The following is a 21,102-nucleotide window of genomic DNA, read 5'->3' as shown; positions in this document are numbered from 1 at the left end:
AAATGGGACCATGAACGCTCTGACATCTTGAGGCTCGTTAACCAGGCAGACGTAGCGCGGAGCGATGCCTGCTTCGCGAAGCAGTGCTTCGTTTAACTTTTGAAACCCGAAGCTTTCCTTATAACTGATAAACGGGCCGCGCCGACCAAGTCTTCGGTCGAATGCTCGTGCAGCGTGCGTCGACAGCCCGATCCCGCCGCCTAACCTTCGCCAGTTCTCCCGCCCCCCGACCGGTACGCCGAAGGGCTCGCGCTCGTCTCGCGGCGGAACGCCTTGGCGAAGTGGTTCGTGTCCGGATACCCGACTGCCGCGGCAATCTCCTTGATGCTGCGGTCCGTCGTCCGGAGCAGCAGGCGGGCCCGCTCCATGCGCTTGCGGTTCACGTAACGGATCGGCGGCATGCCGAAGCGCCGGTTGAAGTATTTGACCAGATAGTTGGGGTGCAAATGCAGGTGATCGGCCAGACCTTCCAGCGTCAGCTCGTCCGCCAGATGCGTCTCGACGTAACGCGTGATCAGCATGATCCGCTCCGCATCCTGCGCGGTTCCGCCGGCTCGGCTGAGCGCGGCCCGCTCTACGACCGGTGCCAGCAGCTCCAGCAAATACGCTTTTTCCCGCAGCCTTGCCCCGATCCCCCGTTCGGCCGCGCACGCGACGAGCGCTTCGAACTTGCGGCCGACTTCCTCCCGCAGTTCGGCGTGCACCGTCATCCGGTACGGCACGTCAAGCCACGAAAACAATCCCGCATCTCCGATATCCGCGTTGAAGTGGCACCAATATTTTAGAAAAGGCCTTCGTCCTTCGATCGCCGAAAACGACTGAAGCACGTTGGCCGGCATCACGACCAGCTCCCCCGGCTCCGGGCGGAATTCCTTGTCGCCGATGCGCAGCCAGCCCTCGCCTTCGCATATGTAATACAGCTTGTTGTGGGCAGGCACGTAATCGATCTCCCGCCAAACGGGACTGCATTGCGAATAATGCGCCTCGATCACGTCGATTCGGAGCTGAGGCAATATATCGTCAAGCGCGCCGATCCCGGCCGTTCCGTCGCCCATCGTTTTTCCCCCGCGTTCACATAAGAATGGCAGCGTTCTCGAACGAGGTTAATTTGATACCCGCAAGCCTTAACCGCGTCCCTCCCATCTTCCGCCCGATGCTGATACACTGGGCTGGCAAGGCAGAGAGCCTATCCCTATTATAACGGAGGAAGTCGCGACGATGGCACATAATCAGGAATGGCTGGACCGCCAGGAGCGGACGCGCTGGTTTTTGCAGGACCGGTTCGGCATGTTTATCCATTGGGGGCTGTACGCGATTCCGGCGCGGGGCGAATGGGTCCGCAACGTGGAACGCACTTCGGTGGAGGAATACCAGGCTTATTTCGACGAGTTCGATCCCGTAGACTACGATCCGCGTGCCTGGGCGCGCGCCGCCCGTCAAGCCGGCATGAAGTACGCGGTGCTGACGGCCAAGCATCACGACGGCTTCTGCCTGTTCGACAGCAAGCTGACGGATTACAAATCGACGAAAACGAAGGCCGGGCGAGATCTCGTGGCGGAATTCCTGGAGGCGTTCCGCGCGGAGGGGCTCAAGGTCGGACTCTATTACTCACTGATCGACTGGCATCATGAAGACTTCCCCGCGCACGGCGATCTCTATCACCCGATGCGCGACAATGAAGCGTACAAGCGCGATCCATCGACGTTCGGCAGCTACCTCGACTATATGCACGGGCAGGTTCGCGAGCTGCTGACGAACTACGGCAAGCTAGACCTGATGTGGTTCGACTTTTCCTACGACGTCATGCAGGGCGAGAAATGGCGCGCCTCGGAGCTGATCGCCATGATGCGGGCGCTTCAGCCGCACATCGTGATCGACAACCGCCTGGAGGCAGGCGGCGAGGGAGGCGGCAGCATCTACACGAAGGCGCCGCTTGCATATGCGGGCGACTTCGCATCGCCGGAGCAGATCATCCCGCCGTCCGGCGTTACCGACGAAGACGGACAGCCGATCCCTTGGGAAGCCTGCGTGACGCTGAACAACAACTGGGGATACGTCGCGTCGGATACGAACTACAAGTCCCCCGCCATCGTCATCCGCAAGCTGGTGGAATGCGTCAGCAAAAACGGCAACCTGCTGCTCAACGTAGGTCCCGATGCCCGCGGGCGCATCCCCAAGCAATCGCTGGACATCCTGGCCGAGGTAGGCGACTGGATGGCGCTGAACGGCGACAGCATCTACGGCTGCGGACAGGCGGAGCTGCCCAAGCCCGACTGGGGACGCTATACGCAAAAGGGGAACACCCTGTACGCACACGTCTTCGAGGAGAGCGTAGGCGCGATCAATCTGGCCGGGCTCGCCGGTCGCATCAAGCGCGCGCGGCTGCTCGCGGACGGCTCGGAGCTGCCGGTAACCCGCCCCTGGAATGCGGCGCTGTTCGAAGCCGACGCCTTCTTCAACTTTGCGACTCCGGTGCACTACACCTACCCGCTACCGGATGCGCGCGGGACGGTCGTCGAGCTGGAGCTGAAATAATCAACGTTTGCGGCGCTTGTATACCAGGCGCAAACAACCGATCGGCATAGGCCGATCGGTTCTTTTACATTTACTGCCGGCTCACGCCAAACAAAATCGCAGAAAAAATAGTACAATTTAAAAAACCATGAAGAACGCGAGGATTAAATATGGATCGATTAACAGCCGCCATTCAATTAAGAGAATCCGGAAAATTGGAAGAAGCGCGTTCGGTCATCCTTGAACTGCTGCAAGAACGGCCTTCGGATGCCTCTGTCTGGTATCAATGCGCATGGATTCATGACGCTCTCGGAATAGAACGCGAGGCAGTCCCTTTTTACAAAAAAGCGCTACAGCTTGGCTTAACGGAGGAAGAAAGAAAAGGCGCCTTGTTAGGGCTTGGAAGTACCTATAGAACCTTGGGGATGTACGATGAAGCCCAATCGCTCTTTGTGAAGGCCATTCAAGAATATCCCGATCGGCGAGAGTACCAAGTCTTCCACGCGATGGTCCTGTACAACCGGGGTGAATTTAGGGATGCGATGGCCGTTTTATTGAAGCAGCTAGCCGAAACGAGTACGGACGAAGGCATCCAAAGCTATAAGAAAGCCATATTATTTTATTCGGATAAGCTGGATCAGACTTGGAGTTAGTTCACAGGCCTGTAGCCAACTTTAGAAAGGACAGGCATCCCGCCTGTCCTTTCTTCAACATTTGGCATTCGGCGAAAAACGCCTGGTGATTTAGGCTTACAGCTCGATCCGCAAAGTCCCCAGCATCTTGGCAAACTTCGGGTCGTGATAGGACAGGAACAGCGTCTCCCGCGTATCGAGGGCGGTAATTCGCTTGAGATCGTCCGCGTCCAGTTCAAAATCGAAGATGTCGAAGTTTTCGACGATCCGCTCTTTTCGCACCGACTTCGGAATGACGACGACTTGTCGCTGAACGAGCCAGCGCAGCACGACCTGGGCGACGGACTTGCCGTGTTTGGCCGCGATCGAGGCCAGCGTTTTGTTGCCGAACATGCCGCCCAGTCCTTCGGCGAACGGCGCCCACGACTGATGCTGCACGCCCTGCTCTTTCATAAACGCGCCGCTCGCATGCTGCTGGTAAAACGGATGCGTCTCGACCTGGTTGACGGCGGGAACGATCTCGTTGTGCACGATGAGATCCATCAGCCGGTCGGGCAGGAAGTTGCTGACGCCGATCGCCCTGATCTTGCCTTCCCGATAGAGTTCTTCCATCGCGCGCCAAGCCCCGTAGTAATCGCCGAACGGCTGGTGAATGAGATACAGATCGAGATAGTCGAGCTGAAGCTTCTTAAGCGACTTCGCAAACGCCAGCTTGGCGCTCTCGTAGCCGGCATCCTGAATCCAGAGCTTGGTCGTGACGAACAGTTCCTCGCGCGGCACGCCGCTGCGCTTGATGGCGCGGCCGACCGCTTCCTCGTTCACGTAACCGGCCGCGGTATCGATCAAGCGGTAACCGGTCATCAGCGCTTCGTACACCGCGTTTTCGCATTGTTCCGCATCGGGAATCTGGTAGACGCCAAAGCCGATGATCGGCATTTTTATGCCGTTGTTTAACGTTACGGTTTGCATGGTATTTCCTCCCATTGCTCAGATGTGTAACGGCAACCGGCGCGTAGCCGGGGAGTCCTCCCTGCTGCGCGGTATTCCGCGGACGGCCGATTTGCGTTACAGTAAGCTTAAAGCCTTCGTGTTACACGAAGGCAAGCCGTATCGTAAAATTATTTTTAAGGGAGGATTGCGAATGCATACGGTCAAAGAAGCCGCCAATATAACGGGACTTACCGAGCATGCCGTGCGTTTTTACACGGACAAGGGGCTGGTGCCGAGCGTGCGGCGCGATAAAAACAACACGCGGATGTTCGACGAAGAAGCTGTCAATTGGCTGCATGGCATTAAATGCCTCAAGCAATCCGGGATGCCGATTGAGGTCATTAAAACGTACGTCGAACTGTGCCTCGAAGGGGACTCGACGATCCCACAGCGCGCGGCGCTCATGACGGAGCATAAAGAAGCGGCGCGCGCGCGGCTTGAAGAAGCCAAGAGGCACATCGCCCACTTAGAACAAAAAACGGCCCTGTACCAAGCCATCATGGAACGCCATATGCCGGATACGACGAATCCCGCCAACTGGGGCGACGTTCGGCATATGCATAGCGACGTATTCTACACGCCTGCTGCTCAAAGAGCGTGAGCGTTGGTCTAAGCTTCAATGGGGAGGCAGAAAAATTGGCATCGATCGATGATTTTGCGGCACTGGATATTCGTGTGGGGACGATTATGGAAGCCGCGTTTTTTGGAGAGGCGAAGGTTCCCGCGATCAAGCTTCGAATCGATTTCGGACCGGAGATCGGAATTAAATCGTCCAGCGCGCAAATTACGAAGCGATACGCGGCCGAGGAGGTTGTCGGCAAACAAGTGATCGCAATCGTCAACTTTCCTCCCCGGCGCATTGCCGGATTCAAATCGGAAGTGCTGGTGCTTGGCGGCGTACCCGAGAAGGGAGATGTCGTTCTCTTGCGGCCCGAGGTTCAACTGCCTAACGGGACGCCGATCGCTTAGTACGGTCCGAACAGATGAGGTAACGAAAGATAAGCAGCAGTACAAGAACTATGTTTTCATAGTCCTGGCCTGCTGCTTTTTACGCCAATCTACACCTTCTACCTATCGCTTACAACGCAAAAGCTTCGGCAAAAATGCTTTCCCGGTGAATATCTCTGAGCGTATCGTCGATCTTGACGGCTTCGACATCGCGATTATCGATCATGGCGTCGAGCTTCGCGATCATGTTGGCTTCGATATGCGCGCTGTCACGCACGTCGAACACATAATCGCCTTGTCCGAACCGCCCCAGCAGCTCGCGGTATTTGGTCGCCCAGCCGAGCGCCACGACCGGTATGCCGTTCTTGTACGCGTGCACGATCGAATGATAACGGGACGCGACGAGAAATTCGAATTGCACGAGCACGTCGTGAATCGCGATGCAGTCGTACTCCTCCTCCAGCAGCACCACGCGTTCGTCGTGCGGGAATCTGCGTTTGATCTCCTGGCAAATGATCAGATCCTCCGTGGAGTGGCGGAACAGATAGACGTTTTTGCCGCGATCCAGCAGATGCTGCGTCATGCGCTCGTACATCGCCAGCATCGATTGGCGCGTGCCGTACTTCATCGTCTTGACATTCGGCACGATGCCGACCGCATTCGGCTTGATCGCAAGCGGCTCGCCTTTTATGTAGTTGCCGTCGCGGAACAGGTGAGACAGATTGTACGGGTTCGAGCCCTGCAGCACGATGTCCACGGATCTGCGCAGATTGCCGGACGTATATTTACCGAGAAAATCGGCGCCTTCTTGCTCGCGTGCGTAGATGTATTTCGGATAGCGAATGTATTTTTTGATCATCGGCGGAATGACGAATTTGTAAATGCCGGTGTACTCGAACGGGCCGAACGACTGGGACAGCAGCACCATCGGGATCTTGTTCTGCCGGGCGAGCCGAATATTCGCCAAATAATTGATCGTATGGCGGATGCTGAACTGCGAGGAGAGGGCGAAGCCGCTGATGTCGACGATGAGATCGGTTTCTTTCAGGATTTCCTTCATCTGTGCCTTGGTGACGCTGACGCGCTCGTCGTTCGGGATCAGCTTACCGATCAGCGTGTACACGCCGCCCAGCAGCTCGATCTTCATTTTTTTCCCCATCTTCACCAGTTGAAACGCGTAATTGCGGTCCTCGTCCGGACAGACGAGCACGAGCTCTTTATCCGGATATCGCATCTTGATTTCGTTTACGACGGTGAACGTCATCGCCTGGGCGCCCTTGTTTTCCATTTGGCCCCCGACAATCAAAATTTTGCCCATGCGTCGATCTCCCTTTCGCTTTAACTTGATGGAATGGCCGGCTGCAGCCAGACGGCACCGCCTCAAGGGGCGGCAAAACATAGAAGATAGTCGCTTTTACCCCCTGCCCGGCCATCCCAAACAAGAAAGAGACCCGGATGCCGCCGCTGCGGACATTCGGGCCTTATGCAAAATCATGGCGAATCAACGATGTCTGATCAGCTCTAAAAAGCGATCGACGACGACATCAATATGAGTCAATGTCCGCTCGTCCGTCAGGCGGGCGCCGCCTTCGCCGAATTTCTGCGGCGCCTGCGCGACGGCGATCTCGTTGCCGGCCGGAGGCAGCATCGCCGCCTGGATGCCCGGGCTTGATAGAATCTCTCGCAGATGAAGCTGGCCCCGCAGCGTGCCGTACATGCCGGGACTTGCGCCGGCTGCGAGCACGGGCTTGCCGATCAGCACCTTATCTCCGCGCGACAGCCAGTCCAGCGCGTTCTTGAGCACGCCCGGCACCGACCAGTTGTACTCCGGCGTCAGAATCAGCACGCCGTCCGCGGCGGCGACCTGCCCGCTCAGCTTCCGTACCGACTCCGGCGGATTCTCCTCCTCGTCCTGATCGAAAAACGGCAGCGTGCCGATGTTCGCGATATCCAGCTCAAACTTGCCGCGGTATCTCTCCTGCAGGGTCAACGCCAGCTTCAGATTCACGGACTCCCTGCGCAGACTGCCTACCAGCGCGATCAACTTCATTCCGTCATCAACCTCTCTTCCAATTATCGCTCGCATTATTGCTCGCAGCAAAACCATACGACTCCCTCACCATAGCAGGCCGCAACCGGTTATTTCAAGTAACTTGCTGCTTACAAAGCCCTAACTGCTCCAGTTGGATGGCTTTTTCGGCCAGCTCTTAGCTCCGACCGCTCCAACCGTGCCGATAAGCCTTTTGGACACTATCTCCGCTCCCAGGACCCCTCGTGCGCCGCCGATAAGCGCTTTTGGACACTATCCGCTCCCAAGACCCCTCGCGCGCCGTCGATAAGCGCTTTTGGACACTATCTCCGCTCCCAAGACCCCTCGCGCGCCGCCGATAAGCGCTTTTGGACACTATCTCCGCTCCCAAGACCCCTCGCGCGCCGCCGATAAGCGCTTTTGGACACTACTCCGCTCCCAAGACCCCTCGCGCGCCGCCGATAAGCGCTTTTGGACACTATCTTGTCCAACAATGCTCGGGCTAACGCCGACTTAACAATTCCTTCCCCTTCTCCCCGATCGCATAGCCATAGTCCCTGTGCTCGCTGCCCCCAACACGCACAATAAGTTGAGATTGCTTCATACTCTGAATCAGCTCGCGTGCTTTTCTATGCTTTATATCCAGCCAGTCTCGAACATGCTTAGGCGTAAACATTTTTGAATTAGCCGCTACCCTGAGCAACTCCCGCTCATAAACGTCCAATCTCTGCAATCCGCTGCCCCCTCGACCGCGCTTGCCCAACACCTCATACACCGCTCGTCTGCACATCTCGGGTTTCTTGTCCAATTCGTCCCAGCTAAACGGGAAATACGCATAGCCGCCAAGCGTGAACGTCCGCATCCGCATTCGCTCAAGCGAAAAGCGGTCCCTCGTAATAAGCTCGGCGTGCACCACATAACCGTCACACTCGAACACCAGCCCCAGCGGTTCATAATACACGTCCGCATATATTTTGAAGCCATTCGCCCCCACGATCTCGTACTCCAGTTGAAACCCCTCGAGCGACCCGAACACCGGCAGCAGAAGATCGGTCAACAGTTTGATCGTGCCGCTCAGATCCCGCTGCAGCATCTCCAGACGCTGTCCCTTCGCCGTCTTCCTCTGCGCTTCGACAAACTCGGTTACGATAGAATTTGCCGTCTGACCCGCGCTGTAGCGTTTCTCTTTTTTAGCCATAAACCTGCCCCTTCTTATAAGTCTAAAAACACAAAAAAGCCGCTCGCTCCCTATGGGAGTAAGCGGCGTATGCTTCACGCGCATGTTCATAACTTTGAGTAGGTCAGCATCAGAATAGCACATTGCCATAGAGCTGCCAAGCCCCAGCCCCCATCATTTTCCCAAGCTATTGCGCATGCCTTCGCATCACGGTATATTCAACCCATAGCTTAGAACCCGGTAAAACAGCACCTTCGGCACTGGGAAAGGAGAGTTCGCGATGTCGCCCAAAGTGACGGAAGCGTACAAGGAAGAGAAGCGGGCCTCCCTTCTCGCCGGCGCGCTGCGCTGCTTCTTGGACAAAGGATTTCAGGCGACGACGACCGACGACATCGCGCGTCATCTCCGCATCAGCAAAGGCACGCTCTACGGTTACTTCACTAGTAAAGAGGAGATTTACATTCAGTTGGCGCATGCCCGAATGGACGATATGATCGAGTCGCTCAACACGCTGTATGTCGAGACCTCGAGCGCCAAGGCAATGCTCCGGCATATGTTCGAGCGCTTCCGCCGGCAGCCGCTGGACGAGCTTCGCAAATGGCTGACGTTTCACCTGGAGTTCACGACCTATGCCTCGCGCCGTCCCGAACTAATCGCCTCGAACCGCGCATACCTCAATAAGGCGCTGAATCTGCTGAACCGGATCCTGACGTCCGGCAAGCAGGCCGGCGAATTCCGCGCCGATCTGGACGAATCTTCGGCCGCCTATCTGTTCTGGGCCGTCCGGGACGGTTTGGCGCTGAGCTTCCTCCTCGATGGAGACGATAATGAATATCGGAGAATACTCGACGACATGGAAGACATGGTGATGAAGCATTTGACGGCATGACCTACATTGCTTCAGGCAGCAGTTTGCATGGGACAGCAACTATTCGCCTTGGCCGTCGTCTATACGGTCAGAGAGGAGCGTGTCCGCATGTTGAAGCAGATTGTCTGCATCGCCTTGGTCGCAAGTGCGCTGTCTGCCGCCGACGCCGCAATCGCCGCAGCCCCCGCTCACATATACGTGAAGGGCAAACTGGTCTTGGCAACCGATTCCCCCATCGTCGAGAAAGGCAGAACGCTGGTACCGCTTAGCGCCGTCGCGGGACCGCTCGCCCTGCGGTTGTCATGGAACGCGGCGGATAAAACGGCAACGTTCGGCAAATGGAACGAGAGCGTTCGGCTCACCGTTGGCAGCAGCACCGCAGTTGCAAGCGGTAATCCGGCGCATATGGGCGGCCTTAAGCTGGACAGTCCCGTACATATCGTAAAAGGCAGAGTGTATGTCCCGCTCCGTTTTCTGGCGGAGCAGTTCGGCTACCGGGTGTCCGTGGACGATGAGAATGTGCGGATCCTCGCTCCGCTGGATGCATCGCAGCTTGCGATGCTTCGCGACGGCGACCTGGCTGAAGCCAGACGCCGCACAATGTCGCTCTCGCCAGAGCTCACTCACTATGCCGTAGATTTGCTGCCTTACACGCACGAGCGCGAAGGCTACAACGTCACTTACCTGTTCCCCGAGGGCCGTTCCGACCGTTTTATCGTGGTGAGCGGAGATCAAGCATCCTATGCCGAACTGACCGAGGACGGCTGGATCGTGAAGTGGCAGGCGCATATTCCCGTCGGAGAGAAGGATACGCTCGAACTGCTGTGGGAGATGAAGGTAACGGACCAAAGGGGCACAGCCCCGGAAATGAACGGCAGCTACCTTTTCTGGTCCAGCACGGACCATCTCACGACAAACCTCCTGTCCTCGGGACGTCTAAGCGATGCAGGAAAAGAAATCCTGGGCTGGCGAAGCACGACCTCAGGCGAATCCGGCGGTCAGGCGGAAGGCGAGCTGTCGTTGACGCTGCCAGGCGAGTCGCGGTTGCCGGGTTGGGTAGAGTGAGTCTGCATGTCGTTCGGATAATGATTTCGTCCATCGTTATTGTGCGAGACTTACGTCGTTATTTCGTAAAACCAACCAAGATCCCACCGGATAGCGATGCCTCGTGTCGTTATTGTCAGCCGCGGACACAGGAACCGCTATTTTTCAAATATGTAGTGTGTTGACGGCTTAGCGGACTGGTAGTCCGCTAATCGGCTTTGCCGAGTCGAATCCCGGTAGTTATGAAAGGCATAGCGAATCCTCTGTCTACAAGCATGAGCCATTCGCGCGAATTACAGAAATAGCGGACGCTGTGTCCGGAAGTGAAAGGGATGGGCAAGGCGAGCCGTTAAAGACGGGATATCGGCCAGGGGCATGCTTGCATGCCCCGAGGGACGAGGTCAGCGGAACATGCGCCACAGCGGCGTAAAGCGTCTTGAAGCTCGGAGAGAACTGCTTCGCCTACAGCAAATCCAGCAACTGCTTGCCGATCAGCAAAGCGCATACGACGAGAAATAGCGGTTTGATGTATGCACGGCCGCGGCGGATGGCGAAGCGCGAGCCGATCCAGGAGCCGGCGATCATCGCCGCGCCCATGAGCAGGCCGACCGCATAGTGGACGGAGCCGAGAACGAGGAAGGTCGCGAGGCTCGCGAGGTTGCTGGCAAAGTTGAGCGCCTTGGCGTTGCCGGCTGCCTTCACGAAGTCGCAGCCAAGCAGCAAAAAGGCGAAAATGAGGAAAGAGCCGGTGCCGGGACCGAAGAAGCCATCGTAAAAGCCTAGCGCAAAAGCGGCGATCCCCGTCAGCCAGGCGGTGCTTGCGGTGAAGCGTACAAAAGAAGCCCGCTCGCCCCATTCCCGGCGCAGCAGTGTGTATACGGCAATGACCGTCAGCATGACGACGACCATCGGCTTCAGAAATCCGGACGGTACATGCCGAAGCGTCAGCGTGCCGGCTGCGGCGCCAAGCAAGGACAATGGAATTAACCCCCGCACGGCACGGACGTCGACATGACCCGAGGCGAAAAAGGACAGCGTGCTCGTGAGCGAAGACAGCGTGCCGGCCAGCTTGTTGGTGCCGAGCGCCGCCGCTGGCGGCAGGCCGGCCGTCAGCAGCACGGGCAAGGAGATCAGGCCGCCCCCGCCCACGACCGCGTCGACGAAGGCGGCCGCAAAACCGCCGACAACGACCAGCATGAGCATGCCGATACTAATATGGTCCATGGCGGCTTAATACCTTTCCCCTCTTTTGCGCAAATAAAAATAAAGCACGAGGCAAGCGGCGGTGCACAGCAGCGCCATCGCGCCAATGAACCCATAGCCAGCCTGCAGGCCGAGCACTTGGCTCGCGCGCTCCCCTCTGCCGGCATACAGGTTGCGCACCCCTTCGATCAGGCCGCCGATCGCGAGATTGCCAAGCACGCTGCCGATACCCATGAGCGTGACGGTAAAGGTAATCGCCGTTCCCGTGCCACGGGGATAACGTTTGGCGAGCAGCGCCATCACGGTCGGATAGATCGGCGCGATGCCGACGCCGGCCAGGGCGAACAGCATCGCGCCGCTCTCGCCCGCGAACAACGCCGCGATGCTGCAAATGCCTGAGCTCAGCGACAGGACCATGATGGACAACGTGTAGCCGAAACGATCGGTTAGCGGACCGATCAGCAGCCGCGCGAGCGTGAAGCAAAGGAAAAAGGCCGACAGCATGCCGGACGCGTCGGTCGGGCTCCAGTCATATGCTTTTTCCAAAAAGTTCGCCAGCCAGCTCCCGATCGACAGCTCAGAGATGACGCCCGAGGTAAGCACGAGCACGATCAGCCAAGCGACGGGATCTCGCATCAGCTTGCTGTAGGAGATACGTTCCTCCGCCTCGTCGTGCGCCGGCTCGACCGGAAGTCGTCCGAGGAGCGCCGGAATGACCGGCAGCAGCGACAACATCAGCACGATGACATACATGCCCCGCCATCCCAAGGCAGCATCGCCGCCAGGCAACCTCCAGCCCATCATCGAAGCGGCCGCGATCGGCGCGACGATCGAGCTCAAGCCGTAGAAAAAGTGCGCTAAGTTCATCAAGAAGCCCGTATTTTTGACAAAGATACGCGCAGCAAGGATGGCGAGCGCGATCTCCAGCATGCCGTTGCCGATGTACATAAAGAAGTACGAGGCGGTCAGCGCCTGAAAGCCGTTCGAAATGCCGATCAGCACGCCCCCCGCCGCCATCGACACGAAAGCCGCGATGCTGGTTGCCTTGATGCCGACTCTGTCGGCGAGAAAAGAAGTGAAGCTGCAGGCGACCAGATAGCCGAGCGAGTTGAGCGCGAGCATCAGGCCGAGCTGCCCCTCGTTTAAGCCGAAGTCCAGCTGCATCCGCGGGATGGCGGGACCTTTAACGTTCTCCGACAATCCGAACACCAGAAAGCCGCCGAATACGATCGACAGCAGCCATATTTCGTTCATGCTTATTTTCGAAGCGCGCTTGATCAATGTGCCTAAACCTCCGTACGATGCGATCACATGTCCGACGGACAACAGGAACATTGTCCCTCATAGCGCGCAAAAGAGCAATCGAAAAGAAATCGGCGGCGCGCGCGGTGATAGAATAAAAGAGGAGCGGCAGACGCATGATGAAAACAGGAGGCGGATAAACATGGCAAGATTGGTTCCCTATATTTTTTCCGAAGACGCGAGGTCGCAAGCCCAGTTCTACGTAGATGCGCTGGGCGGCGAGCTGCTGTCCGTCATGACGTTCGGCGACGTGCCGGGCACGCCCGAAGCGCTGAAGGAGAAGATCATGCATCTGCACCTGGTGGCGGGCGGCATCACGATCCTCATGTCCGACAGCCCGAGCCGGCAAATCGTACGGGGCAACGGCACGGCGCTGAGCCTGCTGTTCGATACCCCTGAAGAAGCCCATGCGGCGTTCGACAAGCTGTCTGCCGGCGGCAATGTCCAAGACCCGCTCAAGCAGCAATTCTGGGGCGCCTTGTTCGGCGTGCTGCAGGACAAGTACGGCGTCGAGTGGCAAGTGTCTACGGAGCAGCAGCAACAGCAGCAGCAGCAGCAGCAAGGTTAAAGCGCCAGCGTCCGAAGTCCGCCCGGGCCAACCGTTCCCGGCGGGCTTTTTTCGCATGAAAAAGAGGATGTCCTTCGTCCGCCGGGACGTAGAACACCCTCCTTACAATACGTCTTCTTAGCCTTCGTGCACGTACGTCGGATCCATATGGAAGACTTCCCACAGATGGCCGTCCGGATCCTGGAAGCTCTCGGTATACATGAAGCCGTGATCCTGCGGATCGTTCGAGACCGAGCCGCCGGACGCCAGCGCCTTGCGGACAAGCTCCTGCACTTCTTCCTTGCTGCTCACGGAGACGGCCATGATGAACTCCGTCGTTTTCGTCGCGTCGGAGATGTCCTTTTTGATGAACGTCTTGAAGTACGGCTCGGTCAGCAGCATGGCGTACGCCGTGTCGCTGAGGATCAGACAGGCGGCATTTTCATCGGTGAATTGCGGGTTGAACGCGAAGCCGAGCGCCTCGAAAAAGGCGATGGAGCGCTTCAGATCCTTGACCGGCAGGTTGAGGAAGGTTTGTGAAATTTGAAAAGCCATCGTCGTCACCTCATGGTATCGTTTTTGTCCAAATCGGACCTTAACGTTATTCTACCACGACACGAAGGCGCTTATTTCTTCTAGATTGCTAAAATGCCGGCCAGAGCGAGGACGAGGGTGAGAAAAGGGGCCTACTCGGCCACTTCGATCCGAACCTCGGCCTCCGCGCAGGCACGCGCGAGCTCCCCGTCCGGCGGAAGGTCGGTGACGATGCGCTTCACGTCCGCGAGCCCGGCGAAGGATACGAGCACCCGCGCGCCGAACTTCGTGCGATCGAGCACGACCGTCGTCTCCCGCGCCTGGCGGACGGCGATCCGCTTGATCTCGGCCTCGTACAGATTGGAATTGCTGAAGCCGTGCGCTTCGCTCAGTCCCGTCGCCCCGAGGAAAGCGCGGTCGAACGCCATGCCGGACAAGCTCTGCGCGGCGATCGGGCCGACAAGCGAATGCGTGGATTCGAGCAGCATGCCGCCGGTCATAATCGTCGGTATCTGCTTGGACGCGAGCTCGGCCGCGATATTCAGCGCGTTGGTCACGACCGTGATCTGCTGGCCGGCCCTCAGCGCCCGCGCGATCTGCAGCGTCGTCGTACCGCCGTCCAGGAACACGGACTCGCCGGGCGCGATCAGGGAAGCCGCTTGCCTGCCGATCCGCACCTTTTCGTCCATATACAGGCCGGTACGATCCTGCAGCGCGACGTCCCGGTAGACGTAGATCGCCCCGCCGAACGTGCGCCTGACGCTCCCGCCCTCCTCAAGCTTCTCCAGATCCCGCCGGATCGTCATCTCGGTCACGCCGTACCGCTCGCTCAGCTCCGAGATGCGGACCTCCCCGCTCTGCGCGATCTGTTCATGGATCTGGCGCTGCCTCGCGTTCCAGTCCGCCTGATTGTGGATCATCTGCCGCCGCTCCTCCCGTCCGCCGTGCGCGTCCGCTCGTTATTTCTCTATCATCGCTTGTTCCGCCGCTATTTTCAACTCCAGCCTGTGCGTCACCCCTGCACCCGGCGCGAGCATGGCCGGCCCGCCTTCGCGGACCTCCGCCTCGTAGCCTTCGACGCGGCAGTTGGCCGGTTCGAGGCCCAGCACGTGCGCACCTGCGCCCGGCATGCGCCACTGCACGAGCCGGGGCAGCGTGTCCGCGGACCAACGCAGCTTGACCGATACGGCCGCTGCTCCGGGTCCCGCTGGGAAAGCGGGTTGGTGCACGCATGCTTCCGCCATGTTTATGCGGTCGTGCAGTTCGTGATAGAAGACGCGTTCTCTGGCAGCCGGATCGGGCCGATCCCAGCGCGTGCAATCGGCTACGTTCCCCTTGCCGCCTCGCTCCGAAGCGACGGCGGGCGGCAAAATAATAGAGGCACGTTCGTCCAGCAGCGGAAATCCGAAATTGAAGTGGTACAGCATCATATGAGACGACGGGGCGAAGCCCAGGTTCTCTACGCGGTCTTCGATATGAATCTCATTGACGCCGAGTTTGCCCGAGATTCGCCGACGAAGCCTGAGATTCGCGCCGAACAGCGCATTTTCCTCGATCGTGCCCTCAACGCTCCAGACGAGCTCGTCGCCTTCCCACTCCTCGCGCGCGACTACCTGCGAAGCGGGCGTATGATGCGCGCGGCCGTGCAGACCTTGCGGTCCGCCGGGCGTCTCCGAGGGCGAGCCGGCATGGGTCAGGCCGCACGTCATGAGCAAGCCGCCCGAGGCTGTCCGCAGCCAGCCCGTGCCGGATGCGTCGTAATAGGCCGGATGCGCGTCTCCTGCCGCGGACTGCCAGGACAGCGGCGCGCCCCACAGTTCCGCGCGCGAAAGGTCCAATCCCTTGGACGGCACGATATCCAGCGTCAACCCCGCGCCGGTCGTCACGCGGATCAGCTCGACGCCCGCTTCCTTGCCTTCCGACAGCGTCATGCGCCGCACACCGCCGATCTGGCTCATGCGCCCGACGCGCGCTTCGAGCTCGCGGCGCGTCCAATCCTTGCCGTACAGCCTCATCCAACCGCCTCCGCTTCCTCTTGTTCTCGCAGCGACGCTAACCGCCCGGTCACTCTTTCGCCGGCAAGCCTTCTCTCTTAATCTTCGACGATCGGCGGGATGCGGACGACGGCCGGATCGGTAAAAATGTCGAACTCGTCCCGGCTCGTGCTGGAAAACTCCGACACGATCGCGCCTTCCGGACCGCCCTGGAACCAGTGCTTCGTATTCGGCGGTATCGTATACTGCTCGCCTGGAGTCAGCACGATCTCATGCCGAACGGTGTAGTGTGCGGCGCTCCGCTCCGGGATACGCGCCTTTACGTCAGAGACCGGCTCGCCCTCTACATACAAGTAGACGAGACCCCAGCGGCAGCGAAACGTCTCCATTTTGCCCGTCTGGCCGTCGATGTCGGGGTGCAGATGCTCCGGGCAAGTCTGATAAGGGAACAACGCCAGCTCCTTGGCGCAATAACGGTCCGTATTGACGTAAGTAACGAGCTCGAGTCCTTCCGTCTCCAGCTCGCCGAGGCCGAAGCCCGCCACTTCGATGCCGCCGCGCTCCTCCTCCGTCAGCACGATGCCTGCCTCGCGAAACAATTCGTCGGTGCGCCGCTGCGCCTCGCGAATCTCGCTGCGTCTGATGCTCATCGGAATCGCTCCTCATTGGAATGTTTGTTTGTTTACATTACGGTTGCAGAATTTAGAAATAGGCTGCGTGCGCCAGTTGTGGGGTGAGATCGCGTAACTTGGGCAATCCGCGGGCTGCGTGCGCCAGTTGCGCGGTGAAACCGCGCATCTCTCAGTCGATACGCTCATTTACACCTTAACTCGGTCAGATTAGGCTGCAGGCGCAGGCCGATAAGCGCTTTTGCGCCTGATCTCGATCAAATCAGGCTGCAGGCGCCGGCCGATAAGCGCTTTTGCGCCTTATCTCGATCAGATCAGGCCCACGTCACTCACCGATAAGCGCATTTGGGACTTATCTCGACCAGATCAGGCCTACGTCACCCCACGATAAGCGCTTTTGCGCCTGATCTTCCAACAGAGTCCGCGTACTCTACACGCCTTCTGCCACATCTAACGCCCGCCGCTCCACAGCCCGCTCTCCGCAAGCTGCGCCCAGCCCGGCAGCGCCAGGACCGGCGTCCGCTGGCGCCAGCCGGCGTCGATGCGGCGCTGAAGCTCTTCCCAGCGCGGGATTCCGCTGACGGCATCGGCGCGCTCGACGTTGCAAGCGCCCGTGCCTACGGCGCTAAGCAGCGAGCGCTCAAGCGTCAAGCCGCTCGCGAGCCCGCCGAGCAGCCCCGCGATCGTGCAGTCGCCGGCGCCTGTCGTGCCTTCGACTTCGACCGCGAAGCACGGCGCCAAGAGCTCCCGCCCCAGCCAATCGCCGATCGCTTCCGCCCCCGGCGCGCAGGCGCCCATCGCCGCAAAACGCGCGGCATCCGCTGTCGTGCGGACGTACAGCCCATGCTCGCCAAGCTTGATGCCGGCCACCGCGACGCCAAGGGCCAGCAGCTCCGCTCCAAGCGAAGACAGCAGCGCGCCGTCAGCCAGGCCGAGCAGCTCTTCGCCGCCGCTGCGAGCGGACAGCTCCTCGTACGTATCCGGCCGGAGCATGAACAGAATCTCCTCCAGGCTCGGCAGGAACACGTCGACATGCGGCAGCGCCCTGGCAAGAATCGCGGGCCAGTCCGCGCGCCCGGAGTCTGACGCCGGATCGGGCCTCGCCATGTCGAGCGATACCGTCGCGCCGGCCGCTTTAGCCGACTTTAGCAGGCGTTCAAGCTCTTCGCCGCCCCTCTCGTACATCCCGCGCATGAGCGGCGGGTAGCCGAAGTGAAACAAGCGAATGCCGGCAAGCGCTTCCGAAGATACATCCGAGGCGGCGAACGTATCGTTGGTTCCCGTCGCGTGCAGGAACAGGCGATCGATCCCCGGCGGGCTGATGACGATCGTGTAGGAGCTGCTCTCGCCCGCCGACACGATCATGCCGTCGCTCGCGCCTGCGCCGTAGGCGTCGAGGCATTCCTTGATCGAGCGCCCGAAGGCGTCGTCTCCGATCTTCCCCATGAGACGCGCGCCGAAGCCGAGCCGCCGCAGGGCAAGCCCCGTGTTCGCCACGGCGCCGCCCGTCGACAGACTGGCCGGTCCGATCTCGACCAGCTTGCCCGGCGCCAGGAGCTGGCTTAAGCCTTCTGGATGCGAGGGCAGCGCCGGTATGATATCCAGACAGATATGTCCGGCGACGACGATGTCCGCTGCGCGGTCGGTCACGTTTATTCCTCCCAATCGATCGCGATCGTGTTGCCCGTGCGTTCCGACTCGAGCGCTGCGGTGAAGACGCGATGGCTGGCGGACGCCTCTTCGGGCGTCGCGCAGCGGAACGGCTGGCTCATCCCGTCGCGGCTGACCAGTTCGTCGCAGAAGGCCGCCCACATTTGCAGGATCGAATCGGAAAATCCGAATTCAAAAATGCCGCCCGTAATCGTCCCGTAGGCCGATTTGTAAGGCGCGTCGACGACGTGCCAAGCTTGCGCGGCGCCGGGCTCGTAGGGGAGCGAAGCGACCTGCTTCGGATTTTTGGTCGTGAATTCGGCCGAGAATTCCGTCCCCTGAATGCGGATAAACCAGGTGTTGGCATGTCCCGGCGCGATGCGCTTGGTGGACAGCACCATCGGGAACTGCTGGCCGTCCGTCTCGACGTCGCAAGCAAGAATAGCGTTGTCCCACGTTTCGCACGGCACCATGCCGCCCTTGCCGTCCGGACGCTCCGGCACGATTTTCGACAGCAGCGCGCGTACGCTCTTCGGCTTCCAGCCGAAGCGAAGCGGCAGATGCAGCACGTGCATGCCGAGGTCGCCCATGCAGCCGTATTCGCCGTTGGTGGCGATGCGGCGCTTCCAGTTGATCGGCTTGGTCGGATCGAGGTCGCTCGAATGCCAGAAGCCCGCCTCCACCTCGATGATCCGGCCGAAACGGCCCTCTTTCACCCATTTTACGATCTGCTGCGCGCCAGGGTAAAACGGAAATTCCGACGAGCAACGTACGATGACTTCGGGATGCTGGGCGAGCGCCTCGGTAACCGCGGCGTTGGCTTCGCGGTCGATGCCGAACGGCTTCTCGCCGAGCAGATGCTTGCCGGAACGGATGATATCGACGTAAATTTGCTGATGAAGATTATGAGGCACGGCGCAGTAGACGGCGTCTACGTCGGGATTGGCGAGCAGCTCATGATAATCGCTGTACGAATGGACGACGCTCGGCACGTTGTCGACGAACCATTCCGTCGCTGCCGGATTGGCGTCGCACACCGCGACGATACGCGGCTCGAAGCCGACGTCCGTCAGATGGCACCACCGGGCGGCGGCGCTGGCGAACTCCTTGCCCATGAGGCCGCAGCCGATAACGCCGAAGCGGATAATGCGTTTGTCCTTCGCCATTAGGCCTGGCCTCCCTTCAAAATCGAGAGCGCTTCGTCCGCGGACGCGCCTTGGTGCACGATCGCCATGAGCGCGGACGTCATGCCGGCCGGGTTCGGATGCTGGATGACGTTGCGGCCGTAGACGATGCCGGCAGCGCCCTGGTTCATCAGCTCGACGGTGCGGGCGACGATCTCTTCGTCGCTGGCGCGGCCGCCGCCGCGGACGAGAACCGGAACGCCGGAAGCGATCTCGATGACCCGGTGATATTCCGACACGTCGTCGCACGGATCTGCTTTAATGACGTCGGCGCCCAGCTCGACCGCCTGACGGACGAGCGGCATAATCTTTTTCAGATCGCCGTCGACCATATAGCCGCCCTTCGCTTCGTTTGGCAGCATGACGAGCGGCTCGACCATGAGCGGCATGCCGTAGCGCTCGCACTCGACCTTCAGCGCGGTCACGTTGCGCACGCACTGATGATGCAGCTCAGGCTGCTCCGGCAGCATCAGCAGGTTGACGCACACGGCGACGGCGTCCAGACGAACAGCCTCCTCGATCGCGTTCGCGATCAGCTCGCTGAACAGGAAGCGCGGCAGAACGCTGCCATAAATGTTGGCTGCATCCGTGCGCAGGACGAGACCCGGCTTCTTGCCCGGAACCGACTGCAGGCGGCGCGCCTGACCGGTGCTGAGCTGCACGCAGTCGGGACCTGCCTCGACGATCGTGCGGACGGCGGCGTCCATCTCCTCGATACCCGCCAGAAACGTATGCTCGTTAAAAAAGCCGTGATCGATCGCGACGTCAAAACACTTTCCTTGGGCGCTGAACATCCGGTTCAAACGATACTTGTTGGACATTTCCGCATCTCCTCTATTAGACAATGTTATTTTGTAACATTAATTTATCATAATTAACACTGCGTCGCTACTATTAAATTATTAAAAAGAAATGTTTTTTTCGTTTTTAACATTTTTAGATCAAGCAGGGGTAGAACACCCTGACTTCTCTTTTATGTTTAACGGACATCCGAAACGCCTATTAATGGCCATCCGACAGCCGTTACAACGGGACCTGCATATTCTTAGCCCGAGTATCGTGGCCCGCATATCGTGGCCCGCATATTCGTGGCCCGCATATCGTGGCCCGCATATTCGTGGCCCGCATATTCGTGGCCCACGTATCGTGGCCCGCGTCATTCTTTCGCCGCAATGCCTGCAAATATGCATCTATTTCCGCCGATGCCTATCCTTTTGACACGAATACATGCAAAAACGCAGGTATTTTCCTCTATCAGTCAGATTTCGGGCTTAAGCATTGAATTTACCTGCATATTTGCAGGTATTCATCAAGTGTCGTTGGTCGGTAGAAAATACATGTATAAATGCAGGTTTTTAGCCCCGCGAAACATCCGAAAAGCGCCGCACGCCGCTAGCGCGCCTGCTTGTCCGCGAATCGCCGCCGCCCGCGTCAGGATGGAAAGCACCGACTCTTCTCTCCTTGCAATTACCGGCTCATCGATTGGCCTGGTCTTGCGCATTTTTATACTTTTCTTTAATGGCAAAAATGACAAAAAAGACCGTCCTGATCATGCCGCGACATGACGGGACAGCCTTTCTAAGCCTATACGGATCTATTCGATAAAAAAACGCTTGCTTGTCGGATCGCCTTCACTTGTCCGAAGGCTTGCGGCGGCGCTTGTTCATGCGGGAGAAAATAATGAAGGCGGCGACGATCATGGCCATGAAGCCTACGCTGCTGGCCGGATCGGGCTCCATGCCCAGCATCAAGCAGACGTTGGTGACCAGGCTTCTGACGAGCAGCGCGGTCACGATGAGCAGCACCGGGCGGATGAAGTTATACTTCCTCAAGGGGCGAACCTCCTAGACTGTTTAA

Annotated in this window: 23 protein-coding genes; 7 read left to right on the top strand and 16 right to left on the bottom strand. The window is 59.1% G+C overall.

Annotated elements, in window-relative coordinates; all coding sequences use genetic code 11:
• Window positions 1-200: 200 nt before the first annotated feature.
• Complete coding sequence (locus KB449_RS02990; protein ID WP_282906941.1) at window positions 201-1,055, bottom strand: AraC family transcriptional regulator; 855 nt, start codon at window positions 1,053-1,055, stop codon at window positions 201-203.
• Between the two features lie 163 nt (window positions 1,056-1,218).
• On the opposite strand from KB449_RS02990, the gene KB449_RS02985 reads away from it, so the two are divergent.
• Entirely contained in the window at window positions 1,219-2,535 is a 1,317-nt protein-coding gene (locus KB449_RS02985; protein ID WP_282906940.1) for an alpha-L-fucosidase, read from the top strand.
• Window positions 2,536-2,684: 149 nt separating this feature from the next.
• Entirely contained in the window at window positions 2,685-3,167 is a 483-nt protein-coding gene (locus tag KB449_RS02980) for a tetratricopeptide repeat protein (protein ID WP_282906939.1), read from the top strand.
• A 96-nt stretch (window positions 3,168-3,263) separates the two neighbouring features.
• Here KB449_RS02980 and KB449_RS02975 read toward each other — a convergent pair whose 3' ends face one another.
• Entirely contained in the window at window positions 3,264-4,115 is an 852-nt protein-coding gene (locus KB449_RS02975; RefSeq protein ID WP_282906938.1) for an aldo/keto reductase, read from the bottom strand.
• A gap of 172 nt (window positions 4,116-4,287) precedes the next feature.
• Between KB449_RS02975 and KB449_RS02970 the strand changes: the two genes are divergently transcribed.
• Together KB449_RS02970 and csaA are read left to right on the top strand one after the other, a co-directional pair.
• Window positions 4,288-4,737: a MerR family transcriptional regulator gene (locus KB449_RS02970; RefSeq protein ID WP_282906937.1), complete on the top strand. Its 450-nt coding sequence runs from the start codon at window positions 4,288-4,290 to the stop codon at window positions 4,735-4,737.
• Between the two features lie 35 nt (window positions 4,738-4,772).
• On the top strand, window positions 4,773-5,105 hold the full coding sequence (gene csaA / locus KB449_RS02965; protein WP_282906936.1) for a chaperone CsaA: 333 nt from the start codon (window positions 4,773-4,775) through the stop codon (window positions 5,103-5,105).
• Window positions 5,106-5,214: 109 nt separating this feature from the next.
• Here csaA and KB449_RS02960 read toward each other — a convergent pair whose 3' ends face one another.
• The 3 genes from KB449_RS02960 to KB449_RS02950 form a co-directional block, all read right to left on the bottom strand.
• On the bottom strand, window positions 5,215-6,402 hold the full coding sequence (locus KB449_RS02960; protein ID WP_282906935.1) for a polysaccharide pyruvyl transferase family protein: 1,188 nt from the start codon (window positions 6,400-6,402) through the stop codon (window positions 5,215-5,217).
• A 183-nt stretch (window positions 6,403-6,585) separates the two neighbouring features.
• The gene (locus KB449_RS02955; protein ID WP_282906934.1) at window positions 6,586-7,134 is read right to left on the bottom strand and encodes an NADPH-dependent FMN reductase; all 549 of its coding nucleotides are present in this window, start codon (window positions 7,132-7,134) and stop codon (window positions 6,586-6,588) included.
• A gap of 481 nt (window positions 7,135-7,615) precedes the next feature.
• Window positions 7,616-8,311 (bottom strand): hypothetical protein, encoded by a 696-nt coding sequence (locus KB449_RS02950; protein ID WP_282906933.1) that lies wholly within the window; start codon window positions 8,309-8,311, stop codon window positions 7,616-7,618.
• Window positions 8,312-8,570: 259 nt separating this feature from the next.
• Here KB449_RS02950 and KB449_RS02945 point away from each other — a divergent pair, with 259 nt between their 5' ends.
• Both KB449_RS02945 and KB449_RS02940 read left to right on the top strand, forming a co-directional pair.
• Window positions 8,571-9,179 carry a TetR/AcrR family transcriptional regulator gene (locus KB449_RS02945; RefSeq protein WP_282906932.1) on the top strand — a complete coding sequence of 203 codons (609 nt, stop codon included), beginning with the start codon at window positions 8,571-8,573 and terminating at the stop codon, window positions 9,177-9,179.
• Between the two features lie 27 nt (window positions 9,180-9,206).
• Window positions 9,207-10,223 (top strand): copper amine oxidase N-terminal domain-containing protein, encoded by a 1,017-nt coding sequence (locus KB449_RS02940; RefSeq protein WP_282906931.1) that lies wholly within the window; start codon window positions 9,207-9,209, stop codon window positions 10,221-10,223.
• A gap of 441 nt (window positions 10,224-10,664) precedes the next feature.
• Here the strand turns inward: KB449_RS02940 and KB449_RS02935 are convergent, their stop codons facing one another.
• Together KB449_RS02935 and KB449_RS02930 are read right to left on the bottom strand one after the other, a co-directional pair.
• Window positions 10,665-11,426, bottom strand: a complete 762-nt coding sequence (locus KB449_RS02935; RefSeq protein ID WP_282906930.1) for a TSUP family transporter — start codon at window positions 11,424-11,426, stop codon at window positions 10,665-10,667.
• A gap of 6 nt (window positions 11,427-11,432) precedes the next feature.
• Window positions 11,433-12,659 (bottom strand): MFS transporter, encoded by a 1,227-nt coding sequence (locus tag KB449_RS02930; RefSeq protein ID WP_282912723.1) that lies wholly within the window; start codon window positions 12,657-12,659, stop codon window positions 11,433-11,435.
• Between the two features lie 190 nt (window positions 12,660-12,849).
• On the opposite strand from KB449_RS02930, the gene KB449_RS02925 reads away from it, so the two are divergent.
• Window positions 12,850-13,275, top strand: coding sequence for a VOC family protein (locus KB449_RS02925; RefSeq protein WP_282906929.1), 426 nt, complete (start codon window positions 12,850-12,852; stop codon window positions 13,273-13,275).
• A 117-nt stretch (window positions 13,276-13,392) separates the two neighbouring features.
• Here the strand turns inward: KB449_RS02925 and KB449_RS02920 are convergent, their stop codons facing one another.
• From KB449_RS02920 to KB449_RS02880, 9 genes are all read right to left on the bottom strand, one after another.
• Window positions 13,393-13,809 carry a VOC family protein gene (locus tag KB449_RS02920; protein WP_282906928.1) on the bottom strand — a complete coding sequence of 139 codons (417 nt, stop codon included), beginning with the start codon at window positions 13,807-13,809 and terminating at the stop codon, window positions 13,393-13,395.
• 131 nt (window positions 13,810-13,940) lie between these two features.
• Window positions 13,941-14,708 carry a DeoR/GlpR family DNA-binding transcription regulator gene (locus KB449_RS02915; protein WP_282906927.1) on the bottom strand — a complete coding sequence of 256 codons (768 nt, stop codon included), beginning with the start codon at window positions 14,706-14,708 and terminating at the stop codon, window positions 13,941-13,943.
• 39 nt (window positions 14,709-14,747) lie between these two features.
• Complete coding sequence (locus KB449_RS02910; RefSeq protein WP_282906926.1) at window positions 14,748-15,803, bottom strand: aldose 1-epimerase family protein; 1,056 nt, start codon at window positions 15,801-15,803, stop codon at window positions 14,748-14,750.
• A 77-nt stretch (window positions 15,804-15,880) separates the two neighbouring features.
• The gene (locus KB449_RS02905; protein ID WP_282906925.1) at window positions 15,881-16,432 is read right to left on the bottom strand and encodes a D-lyxose/D-mannose family sugar isomerase; all 552 of its coding nucleotides are present in this window, start codon (window positions 16,430-16,432) and stop codon (window positions 15,881-15,883) included.
• A 429-nt stretch (window positions 16,433-16,861) separates the two neighbouring features.
• Window positions 16,862-18,061, bottom strand: a complete 1,200-nt coding sequence (locus KB449_RS02900; protein ID WP_282906924.1) for a carbohydrate kinase family protein — start codon at window positions 18,059-18,061, stop codon at window positions 16,862-16,864.
• A gap of 2 nt (window positions 18,062-18,063) precedes the next feature.
• Window positions 18,064-19,227: a Gfo/Idh/MocA family protein gene (locus tag KB449_RS02895; protein WP_282906923.1), complete on the bottom strand. Its 1,164-nt coding sequence runs from the start codon at window positions 19,225-19,227 to the stop codon at window positions 18,064-18,066.
• Window positions 19,227-20,066 (bottom strand): class I fructose-bisphosphate aldolase, encoded by an 840-nt coding sequence (locus KB449_RS02890; RefSeq protein ID WP_282906922.1) that lies wholly within the window; start codon window positions 20,064-20,066, stop codon window positions 19,227-19,229. The genes KB449_RS02895 and KB449_RS02890 overlap by 1 nt, the downstream gene beginning before the upstream one ends.
• A 488-nt stretch (window positions 20,067-20,554) precedes the next feature.
• Window positions 20,555-20,779 carry a hypothetical protein gene (locus tag KB449_RS02885; RefSeq protein WP_282906921.1) on the bottom strand — a complete coding sequence of 75 codons (225 nt, stop codon included), beginning with the start codon at window positions 20,777-20,779 and terminating at the stop codon, window positions 20,555-20,557.
• A 97-nt stretch (window positions 20,780-20,876) separates the two neighbouring features.
• Window positions 20,877-21,077: a hypothetical protein gene (locus KB449_RS02880; RefSeq protein WP_282906920.1), complete on the bottom strand. Its 201-nt coding sequence runs from the start codon at window positions 21,075-21,077 to the stop codon at window positions 20,877-20,879.
• Between the last annotated feature and the right edge of the window lie 25 nt (window positions 21,078-21,102).

The sequence above is a fragment of the Cohnella hashimotonis genome (assembly GCF_030014955.1).
Classification (GTDB): domain Bacteria; phylum Bacillota; class Bacilli; order Paenibacillales; family Paenibacillaceae; genus Cohnella; species Cohnella hashimotonis.
This window is presented reverse-complemented; position numbering and strand designations above follow the sequence as displayed.

Excerpts from the sequence above, each read along its gene's own strand:
- KB449_RS02975 (WP_282906938.1), bottom strand. The coding sequence starts at position 4,115 with ATGCAAACCGTAACGTTAAACAACGGCATAAAAATGCCGATCATCGGC.
- KB449_RS02990 (WP_282906941.1), bottom strand. The coding sequence starts at position 1,055 with ATGGGCGACGGAACGGCCGGGATCGGCGCGCTTGACGATATATTGCCT.
- KB449_RS02950 (WP_282906933.1), bottom strand. The coding sequence starts at position 8,311 with ATGGCTAAAAAAGAGAAACGCTACAGCGCGGGTCAGACGGCAAATTCT.
- KB449_RS02925 (WP_282906929.1), top strand. The coding sequence starts at position 12,850 with ATGGCAAGATTGGTTCCCTATATTTTTTCCGAAGACGCGAGGTCGCAA.
- KB449_RS02980 (WP_282906939.1), top strand. The coding sequence starts at position 2,685 with ATGGATCGATTAACAGCCGCCATTCAATTAAGAGAATCCGGAAAATTG.
- KB449_RS02930 (WP_282912723.1), bottom strand. The coding sequence starts at position 12,659 with ATGAACGAAATATGGCTGCTGTCGATCGTATTCGGCGGCTTTCTGGTG.
- KB449_RS02910 (WP_282906926.1), bottom strand. The coding sequence starts at position 15,803 with ATGAGGCTGTACGGCAAGGATTGGACGCGCCGCGAGCTCGAAGCGCGC.
- KB449_RS02905 (WP_282906925.1), bottom strand. The coding sequence starts at position 16,432 with ATGAGCATCAGACGCAGCGAGATTCGCGAGGCGCAGCGGCGCACCGAC.
- KB449_RS02955 (WP_282906934.1), bottom strand. The coding sequence starts at position 7,134 with ATGAAGTTGATCGCGCTGGTAGGCAGTCTGCGCAGGGAGTCCGTGAAT.
- KB449_RS02920 (WP_282906928.1), bottom strand. The coding sequence starts at position 13,809 with ATGGCTTTTCAAATTTCACAAACCTTCCTCAACCTGCCGGTCAAGGAT.
- KB449_RS02960 (WP_282906935.1), bottom strand. The coding sequence starts at position 6,402 with ATGGGCAAAATTTTGATTGTCGGGGGCCAAATGGAAAACAAGGGCGCC.
- KB449_RS02895 (WP_282906923.1), bottom strand. The coding sequence starts at position 19,227 with ATGGCGAAGGACAAACGCATTATCCGCTTCGGCGTTATCGGCTGCGGC.
- KB449_RS02940 (WP_282906931.1), top strand. The coding sequence starts at position 9,207 with ATGGGACAGCAACTATTCGCCTTGGCCGTCGTCTATACGGTCAGAGAG.
- KB449_RS02945 (WP_282906932.1), top strand. The coding sequence starts at position 8,571 with ATGTCGCCCAAAGTGACGGAAGCGTACAAGGAAGAGAAGCGGGCCTCC.
- KB449_RS02985 (WP_282906940.1), top strand. The coding sequence starts at position 1,219 with ATGGCACATAATCAGGAATGGCTGGACCGCCAGGAGCGGACGCGCTGG.
- KB449_RS02970 (WP_282906937.1), top strand. The coding sequence starts at position 4,288 with ATGCATACGGTCAAAGAAGCCGCCAATATAACGGGACTTACCGAGCAT.
- KB449_RS02915 (WP_282906927.1), bottom strand. The coding sequence starts at position 14,708 with ATGATCCACAATCAGGCGGACTGGAACGCGAGGCAGCGCCAGATCCAT.
- KB449_RS02890 (WP_282906922.1), bottom strand. The coding sequence starts at position 20,066 with ATGTCCAACAAGTATCGTTTGAACCGGATGTTCAGCGCCCAAGGAAAG.
- KB449_RS02935 (WP_282906930.1), bottom strand. The coding sequence starts at position 11,426 with ATGGACCATATTAGTATCGGCATGCTCATGCTGGTCGTTGTCGGCGGT.